The sequence below is a fragment of the Candidatus Leptofilum sp. genome, assembly GCF_965223525.1.
GTDB lineage: Bacteria > Chloroflexota > Anaerolineae > Promineifilales > Promineifilaceae > Leptofilum.
Genome location: NZ_CBDCWX010000005.1, coordinates 776,577 through 790,195, shown reverse-complemented (window position 1 = coordinate 790,195; position 13,619 = coordinate 776,577). Strand labels below are relative to the sequence as shown.

At 51.4% G+C, this 13,619-nt stretch carries 15 protein-coding genes and 2 pseudogenes; 7 read left to right on the top strand and 10 right to left on the bottom strand.

Annotated elements, in window-relative coordinates:
* The first annotated feature begins 188 nt into the window (after positions 1-188).
* Positions 189-512, top strand: a complete 324-nt coding sequence (locus ACOQPM_RS08875) for an SCP2 sterol-binding domain-containing protein (RefSeq protein WP_420628895.1) — start codon at positions 189-191, stop codon at positions 510-512.
* 71 nt (positions 513-583) lie between these two features.
* Here ACOQPM_RS08875 and ACOQPM_RS08870 read toward each other — a convergent pair whose 3' ends face one another.
* Positions 584-2,569 (bottom strand): amidohydrolase family protein, encoded by a 1,986-nt coding sequence (locus ACOQPM_RS08870; RefSeq protein WP_420628894.1) that lies wholly within the window; start codon positions 2,567-2,569, stop codon positions 584-586.
* 265 nt (positions 2,570-2,834) lie between these two features.
* Here ACOQPM_RS08870 and ACOQPM_RS08865 point away from each other — a divergent pair.
* From ACOQPM_RS08865 to ACOQPM_RS08850, 4 genes and pseudogenes are all read left to right on the top strand, one after another.
* Positions 2,835-2,981 (top strand): annotated as a pseudogene (locus ACOQPM_RS08865) (DUF433 domain-containing protein); the annotation flags it as partial.
* A gap of 2 nt (positions 2,982-2,983) precedes the next feature.
* Positions 2,984-3,301, top strand: a complete 318-nt coding sequence (locus ACOQPM_RS08860; protein WP_420628893.1) for a hypothetical protein — start codon at positions 2,984-2,986, stop codon at positions 3,299-3,301.
* 38 nt (positions 3,302-3,339) lie between these two features.
* Positions 3,340-4,293, top strand: coding sequence for a GNAT family N-acetyltransferase (locus tag ACOQPM_RS08855; protein ID WP_420628892.1), 954 nt, complete (start codon positions 3,340-3,342; stop codon positions 4,291-4,293).
* Positions 4,294-4,337: 44 nt separating this feature from the next.
* On the top strand, positions 4,338-5,642 hold the full coding sequence (locus tag ACOQPM_RS08850) for a thymidine phosphorylase (RefSeq protein WP_420628891.1): 1,305 nt from the start codon (positions 4,338-4,340) through the stop codon (positions 5,640-5,642).
* Positions 5,643-5,876: 234 nt separating this feature from the next.
* Here the strand turns inward: ACOQPM_RS08850 and ACOQPM_RS08845 are convergent, their stop codons facing one another.
* The 5 genes and pseudogenes from ACOQPM_RS08845 to ACOQPM_RS08825 all read right to left on the bottom strand — a co-directional run bounded on the left by ACOQPM_RS08845 (position 5,877) and on the right by ACOQPM_RS08825 (position 8,660).
* Positions 5,877-6,500: an alpha/beta hydrolase-fold protein gene (locus ACOQPM_RS08845; RefSeq protein ID WP_420628890.1), complete on the bottom strand. Its 624-nt coding sequence runs from the start codon at positions 6,498-6,500 to the stop codon at positions 5,877-5,879.
* Between the two features lie 20 nt (positions 6,501-6,520).
* Positions 6,521-6,682 (bottom strand): hypothetical protein, encoded by a 162-nt coding sequence (locus ACOQPM_RS08840; RefSeq protein WP_420628889.1) that lies wholly within the window; start codon positions 6,680-6,682, stop codon positions 6,521-6,523.
* A gap of 11 nt (positions 6,683-6,693) precedes the next feature.
* Positions 6,694-7,176 (bottom strand): annotated as a pseudogene (locus ACOQPM_RS08835) (SRPBCC family protein); the annotation flags it as partial.
* Between the two features lie 13 nt (positions 7,177-7,189).
* Positions 7,190-8,023: an IS982 family transposase gene (locus ACOQPM_RS08830; protein WP_420627656.1), complete on the bottom strand. Its 834-nt coding sequence runs from the start codon at positions 8,021-8,023 to the stop codon at positions 7,190-7,192.
* A gap of 247 nt (positions 8,024-8,270) precedes the next feature.
* Positions 8,271-8,660: a hypothetical protein gene (locus ACOQPM_RS08825; protein WP_420628888.1), complete on the bottom strand. Its 390-nt coding sequence runs from the start codon at positions 8,658-8,660 to the stop codon at positions 8,271-8,273.
* 165 nt (positions 8,661-8,825) lie between these two features.
* On the opposite strand from ACOQPM_RS08825, the gene ACOQPM_RS08820 reads away from it, so the two are divergent.
* Positions 8,826-9,257: a MarR family winged helix-turn-helix transcriptional regulator gene (locus ACOQPM_RS08820; protein ID WP_420628887.1), complete on the top strand. Its 432-nt coding sequence runs from the start codon at positions 8,826-8,828 to the stop codon at positions 9,255-9,257.
* A gap of 12 nt (positions 9,258-9,269) precedes the next feature.
* On the opposite strand, the gene ACOQPM_RS08815 is transcribed toward ACOQPM_RS08820, so the two are convergent.
* From ACOQPM_RS08815 to fmt, 4 genes are all read right to left on the bottom strand, one after another.
* Positions 9,270-10,004, bottom strand: a complete 735-nt coding sequence (locus ACOQPM_RS08815; RefSeq protein WP_420628886.1) for a glycerophosphodiester phosphodiesterase — start codon at positions 10,002-10,004, stop codon at positions 9,270-9,272.
* 38 nt (positions 10,005-10,042) lie between these two features.
* Positions 10,043-10,891 (bottom strand): class II aldolase/adducin family protein, encoded by an 849-nt coding sequence (locus ACOQPM_RS08810; protein WP_420628885.1) that lies wholly within the window; start codon positions 10,889-10,891, stop codon positions 10,043-10,045.
* Complete coding sequence (locus tag ACOQPM_RS08805) at positions 10,888-11,952, bottom strand: ketopantoate reductase family protein (protein WP_420628884.1); 1,065 nt, start codon at positions 11,950-11,952, stop codon at positions 10,888-10,890. The genes ACOQPM_RS08810 and ACOQPM_RS08805 overlap by 4 nt, the downstream gene beginning before the upstream one ends.
* A gap of 77 nt (positions 11,953-12,029) precedes the next feature.
* The gene (fmt, locus tag ACOQPM_RS08800) at positions 12,030-12,968 is read right to left on the bottom strand and encodes a methionyl-tRNA formyltransferase (protein ID WP_420628883.1); all 939 of its coding nucleotides are present in this window, start codon (positions 12,966-12,968) and stop codon (positions 12,030-12,032) included.
* Between the two features lie 133 nt (positions 12,969-13,101).
* Here fmt and ACOQPM_RS08795 point away from each other — a divergent pair, with 133 nt between their 5' ends.
* Positions 13,102-13,461 (top strand): DUF4870 domain-containing protein, encoded by a 360-nt coding sequence (locus ACOQPM_RS08795; RefSeq protein WP_420628882.1) that lies wholly within the window; start codon positions 13,102-13,104, stop codon positions 13,459-13,461.
* Positions 13,462-13,619: the final 158 nt, after the last annotated feature.

The following is a 13,619-nucleotide window of genomic DNA, read 5'->3' as shown; positions in this document are numbered from 1 at the left end:
TTTTTCAGTTTCAGGTGTAGGTTCAGTATATGAAATTATCTGAGAAGTTCTGTAAGCTTGACACGGAAACGGCCGTTGTTATACTCTTTTCATGCCGCAGTGCGTAATAATAATTTGATAAATTTCCCAAGACCGACCTGACAGGTTTTCAAAACTTGTCAGGCCTTCAAATAAAAAAGGAGTCAACTATGACAACCCCAGCCGATATTTTTGCAAAAACCGCTGAAAACCTGATTGCCGAAAAAGCAGGTGATATGAATGCGGCCGTTGCGTTTGATCTTTCTGGTGAAGAAGGCGGGCAGTGGACCGTGAAGATTGCCGACGGCGCTTGCAACGTAGAAGATGGCATCGCCGATGGCGCAGACGCTACCATCAGCATGACCGGCAGCGATTACGTGGATATGATGACGGGCAAGCTAAACCCGATGATGGCTTTCATGGGTGGTAAAGTGAAAGTGAGTGGTGATCTCAACACCGTCATGAAGTTTCAGACGATGTTCAAAATGGGTTAGAATCATTCAAGTGACAGTCACTTCAGAGACTAAAAGCGTAAATAGCTAGTTCTGAAGTGACTGTCACTTTTTTACTGTCTCTGAGCAATATCTGCGTACTCTTGCCGTTCGGCCGTTTCCAGCTCAACCCCCACTAATGACAAAATTTCAGCAATAAGTCCCGCCTTGCGTTCCGCGTCGGAGCGTGACCAAGTGCGTGACTTAATTTCCAAAAAGTTACCGGGCACGGCCGGTTCAACCACCTTGTCGAAGTTAATAGCAAAGTCTGTCTCTTTGAAGATGATATGCCAGCGTAAGCGATCCTTCACCACCTCAATTTCCGATTCTGGCGCAAAATATTCGCGGTAAAAGCGCAGGCTGCGGTCTGCATCTGCCCAAAAGCGGGTGCGTGACAGCATCACGGCGTTGGGGAATTCCAGCCGCTCTCCCTCACCAATGAGCGTGAGCCGCGTGCGCGTTTGGTAAACATTGCCATCTTCACCCACAAACTCATCCTCACGGTAGCGCAGCCGGGCAGAGTCCGGGTCTTCATCGGCAAAGATGAAGTAATGGTCGTACTGTTTATAATGGGCATCGCGCACGATGGTGCAATGGTCGCTGTTGAGGAAGTTAAACACCGCCTCTTTTTCTACCTTTGGGGCTTTTACCTGCACTTCAAAACTTTCCTGCCGCTGCACGCCAGAAAGCAGCACCAGCTTGTTATACGGGCTGGATTCGCGTCGCTGGACAAAGGCATCAATTTTTGCTGCGACCTGGGCGGCATCGGTCATAGCTTGTTTTTCATCAACGGTGAGGAGCGTTTGATTTTGCATGAGCCAACGGCCGTTGCACATCACGTGCTGCACATCCCCGCTTTTGGCCGCGTAAATCAGGCGTGAGTAAACACCATCCGGGTTGTTATTAAAATGGGGCCAGTTGTGCAGATGATTCATGCTCACCACGGCAAGATCAGCGCGTTTGCCCACCTCCAGGCTGCCCGTCACGTCTCCCATGTGCAGCGCCCGCGCACCGCGCCGGGTGACGAGCTCCAATGCCTGCCGCGCAGGCAACACGGTGGGGTCGCTAGACTGTGCTTTTGCCAGCAGTGCCGCCAGACGCACCTCTTCAATCATGTCCAGATCGTTGTTGCTGGCTGGGCCATCTGTGCCAACACCAAGATTGATTCCTATATCTAGCATTTCTTTCACATTGGCGATGCCGCTGGCCAGCTTCAGGTTGCTGCTGGGGCAGTGGGCCACGCCTGCACCTGCCTGCTTTAGTGCAAACATTTCGCCTTTTTCCAGATGAACACAGTGGGCGGCCAGTAATTTGGTATCTAGTAGCCCGTGTTTGGCAATGACGGGAACCACGGGCGTGTGGTGCTGCTGGCGGGCGTTCTCAACCTCGAAGCTGGTTTCGGCAACGTGGGTGTGGATGGGTACGTCAAACGCGCGGGCGAGATCGGCACAGGCGCGATCCATTTCTGGCGTGCCAGTGTACCAGGCGTGGGGGGCTACCGCAGGCTGGATGAGCGGGTGGCCGTTCCAGCGTTCGATGAAGCGGCGGGCGAGGACGAGGGCGTCTTCAAAGGTAGCGGCATCTGGGGCAGGGAAGACGAGGACAGTTTGCCCCAACAAGGCTCTCATACCGATTGCGGCCGTTTCCTCCGCAATCGCCTCTTCAAAATAGTACATATCGGCAAAGGTGGTCACGCCAGAGCGGATCATCTCGGCGCAGGCGATGCGCGTACCTAGTTTGACAAAGTCTGGCGTTACGAACTCTCTCTCCACTGGCATCAGGTAGCCCAGCCAAACATCCAGCCGCAAATCATCGTTCAGCCCGCGGAAAAGCGTCATGGGAACGTGCGTGTGGGCATTCACCAGCCCCGGCATGATCACTTGCCCGGTGCAGTCAATTGTTTCGTCCGCCTGGAAATCGGCGGTGAGGGTGGCTGCGAGGCCAATCGCTACAATCGAATCTCCTGCAACGGCCACTGCGCCATTTTCAATAATTTCGTACTGCTCATTCATGGTGACGACGGTGCCGCCCGTGAGCAGGACGTCGGCCTTTTTAGGCATGTTCCCTCCGTTTCGGTTATCGGTGTTCGGTAAACGGTATTCGATAGTCACCGATAACAGATTACTGTTTACCGTTTACGGTATCGAGGGGATTATACCGAATTCCTGCTACAATGATGAATCTGTTATACTTTGGGAGGCTGGTCACATTAGCAGTGTAAACTATATTTCTGCAACGAAGGTGGTAATGATGAGACAATGGGAAACAATAGAAGCTATTGAGCGTGATCAAAACAAGATCAGCGGTGCTTAGGTCTTTCGAGGAACAAGGGTTCCAGTCTCTGCATTATTCGAGAATTTACGGGATGGTGCTACGATCGCAGAGTTTTTGGAGTGGTTCCCTGGCGTGGAGCAAGCCCAGGTTGAGGCTGTCCTTGATCATGAAATAGAGATGTTGGCAAGTGTAGCCTGAGCATGAAGATTTTGTTTGATCAGGGAACACTAGTGCCCTTGCGTCGCCATCTCATTGAGCATACTGTGGCTACAGCTTATGAACAAGGATGGTCCAAGTTATCGAATGGCGATTTGCTAAAAGCAGCCGAGGAAGCAGGCTTTCAACTGTTTATAACAACAGACCAAAACTTGCGATACCAGCAAAATTTACGAGAGCGTCAAATGGCAATTGTCGTCTTGCTCTCAACCTCGTGGCCTAAAATCAGTCGCCGTATTGACGAGATAAAAGATATTGTCAATGTGGTGAGTGTGGGTAGTTACACTGAAATTCCGATCTAACTCCAATCTGGAAGATAACCAAGCCCATAGATATTCTCATGAAGCCTTTGAAGATACGGCCGTTCCAACCCACTGATCACGACTACAACGCCCTCATCCAGATGAACCGCTTTCGCAACCCGGATGATCAGGTGACAGTGGCGGTTTTGCGGCGGGAGGACAGCGAATTTTTCAAGGAGTATACGGCCGTTCGCGTACTTGGCGAGCTGGATGGCGACATTGTGGCTCGGGGTAGCTACTATTATAAATCCGGCTCAAATCAGGTTCACTTTGCGCTTTACGTGCTGCCGGAATGGCAAGAAACGGCCGTTCCCGCCCAAATGCACCGCTACCTGCTGGCCGAAATCGGTAAATTGCAGCCAACCAAAATTGTGAGCGAGCCGCCAGAAAATGAAACATTTCGCACAAAATTGCTAGAAGCTGACGGCTTTGAACTAATGATGCGCTTTCCCCGTTCCTCGCTGGATGTGCGGCAGGTGCAGCTAGCCGATTATGAATCTCTTCTAGAAAATGTCCGGCAGCAAGGCATTCGCTTTGTAACCTTGACCGACGTGATGCAGGCAGACCCCGATTGGCAGCAAAACATCTGGCAGTTGTTTACGCAAATCGAGCAGGACATTCCCACACCCCACCCAGAGCCGCCAACCCCGTTCACGGAGTACGGTGAATATTACAAAGGCGATGATTTTCGGCCTGATTCCTGGGCCATTGCGGTGGATAAGCAGGCTGAATATGTGGGGATGTGTGTGGTGAATGTGATGAGTAGACGGCCGTCTGGCCTCTTCGCTGGCATTACGGGGGTCATTCGCAGCCACCGTCGGCGCAAAATTGCCTCCGCCCTCAAGCTCAGTAGCATTCAGTATGCCCAGGAAAATGGCTTCACCACCATGTATACCGACAACGAAGAAAACAATCCCATGTTCCAGCTCAACCTGGATTTAGGCTTCAAGCCCTTGCCCGCCTGGACCTATTACGAAAAAACCTTTTCATAGAATCCGCGGCTACAAATTACCCATTTCCAAAGGATTTTCCCACCATGCGAATGATCGAACTGATTGAAAAGAAACGAGACGGCAAAACGCTTTCCACGGCCGAAATTGAATGGTTCATCCGCGCCTACACGGCCGATGAGATGACAGATTATCAGGTCGCAGCTCTGCTGATGGCCATCTACATTCGCGGCATGGATCGCCGTGAGACGGTGGACCTAACGCTGGCAATGGCCCGCTCTGGGGACGAGTTGGATTTGCACGATGTCGCTCCGCTGGTCGTGGACAAACATTCGTCTGGCGGCGTGGGTGACAAGACGACGCTGGCGGTGCAGCCGCTAGTAGCTGCCTGCGGCGTACCGGTGGGCAAGATGAGCGGGCGCGGCCTCGGTTCCAGCGGCGGCACGCTGGACAAGATGGAATCCATTCAGGGATGGCATTTTGAAATGCCCATCGAGCAGTTCAAGAAGCAGTTGGGTGAGATTGGGCTGGTGCTGGCTGGGCAAACGGCCGTCCTCGCCCCTGCCGATAAAAAGTTATACGCTCTGCGCGATGTCACCGGCACGGTGGCCAGCGTGCCGCTCATTGCCGGATCGATCATGTCTAAAAAGCTGGCGGCTGGGGCAGATGCGATGGTGCTGGACGTAAAAACTGGCTCTGGCGCGTTCATGCCCACGGTGGAAGCCGCCAGCGAGCTGGCGCAGGTGATGGTGGACATCGGCACGGACGCTGGGCGCAAGGTGGTGGCGCTCATTTCAGACATGAACCAGCCGCTGGGCCACGCCGTCGGCAATGCGCTGGAAGTGAAAGAAGCGATTGAAACGCTGCAAGGGAGCGGCCCCGCCGACTTCTGGGCGCACTGCCTGGAGGTGGCGGGCCACATGCTGCTGCTGGCTGGCAAGGCGGATGATTTGGACAGGGCGAAGGAGATGGTTACTGCCGTTCGCCAAAACGGCACCGCTTTCGAGAAATTTCGCCAAATGGTGGCAGCCCAGGGCGGCGATTTAGCCCAGGTAGACGATCCCAGCCTGCTGCCCCAAGCACAATTTGTGGAGCCAATCCTCGCACCCCGTTCAGGCACGATTGCGGCGATGAATACGGGGGAGATTGGTTGGACGGCCGTTCGTTTAGGCGGCGGCCGTTTGGTGAAAACCGACCAGATTGACCACGCCGTCGGTTTTGTGCTGGCCGCCAAAATTGGGGATAACTTTGCCGAGGGGGATGAACTTGGCACCATCCATGCCAACGATGCAGACAAACTAGCTCAGGCTCGCGAGGATTTGCTCGCCGTTATCAACTGGTCAGACGAGCCAGTGCCGTCGCAGCCCCATTTCCACGGCACGGTCCAGTAGCGCGACTACTTTTAGCCACAGACAGAAGGAAAAGAGGAGGTTCTCAAAAATCTTTGGGTTCTCTGTGGCAAATTATTGCGGCTCTTTGGGATTTTTTGGGCTTTGACGTATTGCGTAAGCCACGCTGATTACGCAGTGCACAACACTGGTTGTTAACCACCTAGCATCCTGACGCGCCCCAATACTGTTTTGTTGTTTGTATAGCAGTTAGCTTACTAAAAAGGCAAAGGCTTCCTACCCCCTTTTTGCGGCTAGGCATTTCATTTCGTGCTTACAATCTTCGCTATACCTTGTAACATTAGCATCCAGCCCTTGCAGAAATTCTGTATATCGATCGGCAAAGTCAACCATGAGACCTGAGATAACCAAGACGGGCGTTCGGGACAGATCGGCCTGTTCAGCGGCTGTCCACGGTGACCATTTGTTGAATTGTGATTCTGAGTCAGCAAACTGGTTTGTTGTGATGCTTGGCCGCGTGGCGCTGATCGTGGCCCAATCGTGCATAGCACCATCCCAAATGATAACTGCAGCAAATAGGTTTTGGTATCTAAAAGCGTGGGAGGCCGCCCCAAACCCGCCCATTGAAAAACCCTGAATAAATCGTGAGGCGCGGTCGCCAATAATCTTGTAATTTTGTTCGACATAAGGAATAAGGTCGTTGTGGATTGTTGAGGCCATGTCGTTCGACCCTTTGGCGCTGTCGGCCCACATCGAAAACTTGCTTGCATCGTATGGGCTTACAATTACCATTGGTTTTGTTTTGCCAGCATTTACAGCTTGCTCGTGAGCAGCAGCTATCCAATACAGTTCCTTGTAAACCCAAGACCAGAGCATGCCCGCACAGTGCAGATGGTACAAAACGGGGTAGTTGTTTGCACTTAAGGTATATTCTGGCGGCGTATAGATTGCAAATTTCTGCCCAAGTTGGTTTCCTGAACAGAGACAGTGCCAGCCAAGCTTGATTTTCCGCCAAATAAATAGGGAAACATTGAGCGAGCGATGTCGAGAGGTTTGGGTTGAGCGTTATTTTCCTTTGTCATTTTTTCCACCTTTATTGCTTCAACTTGGCCACTTTTCTTGGGTGGGGTTCGCCATTTTCTACATAATATTTTAGTTCATCCATTTGATCAGAGAGGTTTTTCGACAATCCTTTCTTGAGCAGTGGAGAAAGGAGTTTTCCGACAGTTTTTAATTGGATATTTGAGTCCCAGGTCATCTCGGTTTGATTATGACCTAAATCTTTTAGGCGAAACGTGATGAGATTTTGAACAATGGGCAGCCTGCCGCCAACAGGAACAACCTTCACTGTGAAGGCGTGATGTGTCTCGTCATAAGAGAGAATTGTTTCGTCAACATATGGTCCATCTAGTTTGGTTGTCAAATCGCAAACTCTACCAACCACTGGCGCGCCGTCTACCTTCACGCCATCTGTTTTTTCAACCGATTTTGGAATCAAGGACATCCAGTCCTCTGCCCGATCAAAGTGGATTGCCAATTTGTCCCATACTTCTGGGGTGGATGCGTCAATTCTGTTTTTTAATGTTAACTCAAGTTGCTACCTTAAAAATATGGCTGACACTCTCAGCCAGAACAAATAATGCGATTTTCAGCTCAAAGCCTGCGGCTGTGACTGCATGAATGCTCCTCGGCATCCTGCGTGCAATGGATGACCCTGTCGTCTCCACAATCTTGCGATGCAGTTTTATCCAATAAGCGCGCCACGGTGGATACGGCCGTTTGCTGTTTTTCTTGCGTACAGGACATAGTTTCACCTGTCTTGTCTCATTGATTAAGTCTTCCATGGTGTAATCATTGTAGATTTTGTCTGCATAGATTTCTGAACCCGTCGGTAGGTCAAACTGAAAGGAGCGCAGGTGAGTCACATCGCTTTCAGAACCCGGTGTTAGGAAGAACTCAACTGGTTGACCCTGACTGGTGACCATCAAATGTAGTTTGAGTCCATAGAAGTAGCGGCGTTTGCTCGCAATCTTGCCGCGATACTTCTCTTCTCGATAGAGACGACAGCGGCGAATGCGCCAATTGTCACACACCACAATAGGAAAGGTATCGATCACGTAAATCGAATCGCTACTGACCCCTTTCCAGTGGGCGCCCAACATCTCGATAAAGGTCACGATGTAATGGCTCACTCGATGCAGACGACGTGAATACCGACTTTTGCTCAACATGGTTGGTATGTAGCCGCCTTGATGCAAGAAGGCACGGGCAAGTTCATAATTGCCGCTAAAAAACAGAGCAGCCACGATTGCTGTGGTGATGACCTCGGAATCGTTCATGCGGCATTGACTGTTTTCATGATGACCTAAACCAAGCAAAAGGTCGTTAACCAGCGTGTAAATCGCTACAATTTGTTCGTCCATGATTGTCCTCGTAAAAATGGTTTGGTGGTTCAAACCCACTTTACTTGGCTTTCATGGACTTCACCATTTTTGACTGTTAAGGTAGCAACTTAGGTTAATGTTAATTTCATGATATTTTCCTTATATTTTGAGTGCTAGCGAGGCTTGCACAACTTTTCTTGTGATTTGGGCATTGCGAATTTCGTTCTCCTCAACCCCCTTATGGAGAAGAAGTAGAAGTATAAGGAAAGGGCTGTTCAGCCAGTCCTTAACTATGTATTCCTTTCGTGCGGCGGAAAATATGAAGCGCAACCTGGGAAAGCGCAAACAACACCGTTGTGAGAAGGAGTCCACGTAACATAACCGGCTCATAACCTTCTGCTAACACGGAAATCGTTCGGGCTAAGCCATTTAATAAGAAGTACAAGGACGCTGGAAGAATTAGCAACCAATCCTTTCGGAGAGCACCAATGGCCGTGACAATAGCGAGAGTGAGCGTCGGTGCCCCTAAGGTGCGAACGTTTGTCAGGCCGTAAGCACCTACCGGGTTAAACCCACTTGTTTCACCCATTGTTACCGGATTTAAGATGGTCATTAATCCTGCACCACCTAGAACAACAACAAACAGTACACAAAGAATTTGAGCTAAACGTGTCATAATAAAGTCCTTTTTTTGGAGTCAATCTATGAATTGGACTAAGGTCATTCAAGAGTTGACGGAAGTTTCCAATCAGCTGTTTACCACAACCGATTTAGTTGATATAATCAACTATTATACAGATTTGGTTGATTTTGTCAACTATTATTCAAAAGGAATTCTTTTATGCGGCAAAGAACCGTTCTTGAGGTAGCATTCAGATTGCAATATGATGTGCGCGACGTATTTGCGGATCGGCTCCACCAGTTAGATATAGACTTGGTTCCTATGCAAATGCGTGCGCTACGCGCCATTTGGAGTGCGGATGCTGTGACATCGCAACATATTGTGGGTACGTTGAAGCGCGACAAGGCTCAAGTGACCCGATTGGTGAATGAATTAGTGGCGCGGAATCTTGTCTATCGTGAGCCAAATCCTGAAGATAAACGCAGCAAACTTCTAAAGTTGACAGATGAGGGGGGAGCCATCTTTCGACAGATCGAGGATATTGAGAAGGTCGTTTTCGATGAAATGGTGCAAGGGATCGATGAAGCGGATCTAGAGACGTTTTTCAGAGTGGCAGATCAGCTTTCTGAAAATATGCGGCAGATAAAGTAGGTACAACAACCCTTACCCAAATGAAAATGCCGCAGGATTGTTGCTGCTGATAGTGTCTACGCCCCAATTTAGCAGGGTGGGATAATCCCAATAGAAGCCGCCGGGGGTGCAGGCGTAGCCCGCTTTTTGGATGCGCTGCACCTCGTCTTGTGTTAAAAAGTCGGTGGCGGGGCTGAGGGCGTCTAGCAGCATATTCCCAATCATTGCCAGCGGGTCGCAAAAACGGCCGACATAAATCAAGCTCACCGTCAGGTTGGGGTTCATCTGCTTCACCCGCCGCAGGGCAAACTGGTCGAAGCTGATTAACACGACTTGATCTTCCATGCCGTGCTGCTCAATCAGATGCACCACTTCATGATCAAGCCGCGGATCGAAGATGGGGCCGTGCTTGAGTTCAATCATCAGCGCGACGCGGTCTTTAGCCCAGGTGAGCATTTCTTTTAGCAAGGGCATTTTTAGCCCAGCAAACTGTGGGTCGAAGTAGCTGCCCACGTCGAGCGTACGTAAAAATTCGGCCGTAAAATCCCCAATTTGGCCCCGAATCCCGGTTTTATATTGCAAATCTGTGTCGTGAAACAATATGACTTGCTCATCAGCCGTGAGCTGAACATCTAACTCTAGCAAATCGGCACCGCCAGCCAGGCCCGCTTCAAACGACGGCATGGTATTTTCCGGGGCGATGTCCATGGCTCCCCGATGACCAACCAGCAGCGGACGGCCGTTTTTCTCGCGTCTCAATTCGTACATCAACTACTATCCTTGTGGGTCAATTTTTAAAGATTGATCTACGGTGTGCCGAGCGTTTTTTGTACAACTTGGGCGACCAGTTTGCGTAGTTCGGTTTGGTTGAGGGAGGAGGGTGAGGGTGAAACGGCCGTGTCTTGCGGTTGTAGCGTCGGCAAATGGGCTGCGCCACTTGCGTGGCGCGTGCCGCACACCTGGCAAAATTCCTGCCGTTCTGTGGCGTGACTATACCCCTTGTGATCGCGTATAGTCAGCAATTTTTCAACCTCGTGCGGCGGCAGCGGATTGTCCACACCTAGCTGCGCCAGCATGAAGCCAATCCGCGCATTTTGCTCCAATGTTTCCAGCCGCATAAACGCCTGCAAGGGGGAATTGCCCACGGTCAGCGAGCCGTGTCGCTGTAGCACCAGCCCGTCATGGTTGCGAATGAGTTCGCGGATGGCCTGAACGTTTTCTACGCTGGATGGCGTGGCATATTCTGTGGTGGGAACGATGCCCAGCATCACAATCACTTCTGGCAGCAGGCAGCGTGCCATCGGCACGCCCGCAATGGAGAGGGCGACGGTGTGGGGCGGATGGGCATGAACCACCGCCTGAATGTCTGGGCGTTGACGGTACGCTTCCAGGTGCATGGGGAGTTCGCTGGTGGGCTTGAGGTTGGCGGAACGGCCGTAGCCACCCCGCACCACATTTCCCTCTAGATCAACCACCAACATTTGCTCTGGCTCCAGCATGCCTTTGTGTAAATCCGCTGGCGTGATGAGTAGCCGATCTGACCCCAGCCGTGCCGAAATGTTGCCGTCACTGGCCAGGATGAACCCTTTTTCGTACATCAAACGGCCGATTTTTACGAACGTTTGGCGCAATTCTTGCTCATTTTCGCGCATCATCCGTTTGTTCCCAGAGCAATTTCGTACCGCTTCACTTCCTGCACCAGCCGGGATGGTTTACCGTTAAACTCGCGCCAATCCAGCTTTTCTAGCGTGAGCTTCCACAAAATGTCGGTGAGCGCAGCATTCACGGGGGTGGCGATGCCCAGCTCCTTGCCAGCTTTGGCAATGGCACCATTGTGGTACACCACTTCGCTTTTACCTTTGCCAGTTGTCAGATCAATATGGAAGGAGGGCATTTTGTCGCCACGGCCGTCTGCCACCAGTTTGGCCAATCCTGGCTTTAATAATGCACGGGGCAGTCGCTTGACGGAAAAAGCCAGCTTGGTGGCGGGCACGGCGGGCAAATCTACTACCTTGTGCCCGGCCGCCTGCATCACGACCAATGTTTCTGCCAGCATCTTAATTTCCAAATCAAAAATGGTGTCTGAGCGGTAAATAAGCCCTGGGCGGCGGTTCAAAATGGCAGACGTGGCGTTGGCAATGATGTTGAGGAACGCTTTAGACCATTTCATAGACTCATAAGATTTGTATGCTTTGGTCGTGAGATTTGCTTCTTTGAACAGTTTGAGCCACGGCTTAATATCTTGCTTGGGCTGCGTTGGCGCCAGGCAAATACCGCCATCGGATCGTTCAGCTACCAGTTGGGTGGTGGTTTCTTTGCGAATGGGTAGGGTGAAGGAGCCTGCCAGTACGCGCTCGGCACCGAACTGCTTGATCAGTCCCTTCTCGACGCCAATGCCGTTTTGGGTGGTGAGAATCATGTTCGGCTCGGGGCAAAAGGCAATGAGGGGATCAATGGCGCGGGCAATGTCGTACGCTTTCATGGCCAGGATGATAAGGTCATACTGCTGCCCGTCTTTGAAGGCTTGGGCAACGGAGGTTACGGCCGTTGGCCGAGTTACCGCACGCTTCCCATCTTCACTTACTTCCAGCCCCGTCTCGCCAATGAGCTTGGCCATCACGTCTCGCGTGATGAGGGTGACGTTGTGTTTTTGTTGCGTCAGCCGTGCGCCTAAATAGCCGCCGACCGCACCTGCGCCGTAAATTAAAATATCCATAAGCTTCTTCCGCTACGTTTTGGCCGCGGATTGCGCGGATTATTAGGATTAATCCCGAAAATCCGCGCAATCCGCGGCTAATTTTCCGTTCCTAACTTGCTGCCGATGAAGTTGGCATGGCCGCGTAAAAAGTCGGGTACGGCCGTTACCCGCTTCCCGGCTAGCTGAATTTCATCTAAAGTTAATGCCCCGTCGGCCGTCAGAACCGCTGCGCCTTCTTCATACGCTATCACTTGCCCTGGATTACCTGTAGGGAGACGGCCGTTTGCCACCGAACCTGCCTTAATTTTGAGCATCTTGCCCTGCCAACTGGTAAATGCGCCTGGCCACGGCGACATGGCGCGTATTCGGCGATCAATCTCTGCGCTGGTTTGTTGCCAGTTGAGACGGCCGTCTTCCTTGCTAATCATTGGGGCATAGGTGGATTGTTCATCGTCTTGCGCGGTTGGGATGAGCTTGCCCGCCACAATATCATCTAAATGCGTGGCTAACAGGGTGGCTCCCATTTCTGCCAGCCGATCGTGCAGGGAAGCGGCCGTTTCCGTGGGCGAAATGGGTGTGGATTGACAAGCGTAAACAGGGCCAGTGTCCAGCCCCACGTCCATTTTCATTAAACAGATGCCCGTTTTCACATCCCCCGCCAAAATGGCGTGCTGGATGGGAGACGCACCCCGCCAGCGCGGCAGCAGCGAGGCGTGAAGATTGAGGCAGCCATGCGGCGGCAAATCCAGCACATGCGGGCGCAAAATCTGCCCAAAGGCTGCCACGACGATGATGTCTGGTTGCCAGTCACGCAAGGGCTGGGCGGCTTCTTCGCTGCGTAATGATTTAGGTTGGTAGATGGGAATGTTGGCTTCTTGTGCGGTGATTTTGACGGGAGACGGCCGTAATTGCTTGCCGCGCCCCGCTGGTCGGTCTGGCTGGGTGACAACGCCAACCACCGTCTGTGTATCAATTAACATTTTCAGGACGGGTACGGCAAAATCGGGCGTACCCATAAAAACAACATTTACCATAACGGCATTCTAACCACGATTTTGTGGTTTGCAAAGTTGTTGACGTAGAGAGGCCAGCCCCTTACAATGCAGGTGTCAAAACAATTGGGGGTGCAACCAATACCCCTAACACTACTTTTAGGAGGCAAATTCAATGAGTGATGACATTGATGTTGTGAATGATGATATGAGCGTTTCTGGTCCGACAGACGATGACAAGTTATGGTCGTTGTTAGCTTACGTTTTTACACCAGTGATCCCGATCGTCATTTTATTGATGGACGACAAGAAAAGTCGTCCATTTATCAAAGCACATAATGCTCAAGCACTTGCTTGGGGATTAGTAAATTTGATAGGCGGCACTATTTTGAGCTCTGTTTTATTCTTTTGCGTTGGGCTTCCCTCTGTTCTCATTTGGGCTGTCGGTGCATATTGGGGCTGGCAAGCTTATCAGGGCCAGGAAGTCACGATCCCAGTCATCACCGATTTTGTAAAAGGGCAAGGCTGGGCGTAAGTTTCAGAACATGTACGGCCAAATTGCAGGCAAGGTGGGCGGCACTCCACCAGAAGAAAAATTTGCTGTGTAATTGCCGTCAGGTGGGGAAACGATCCAAACAGACGAAAAAAGCGGCGCATCCGAGGAAGGGTGCGCCGCTTTTTAAAAGGGAAGAG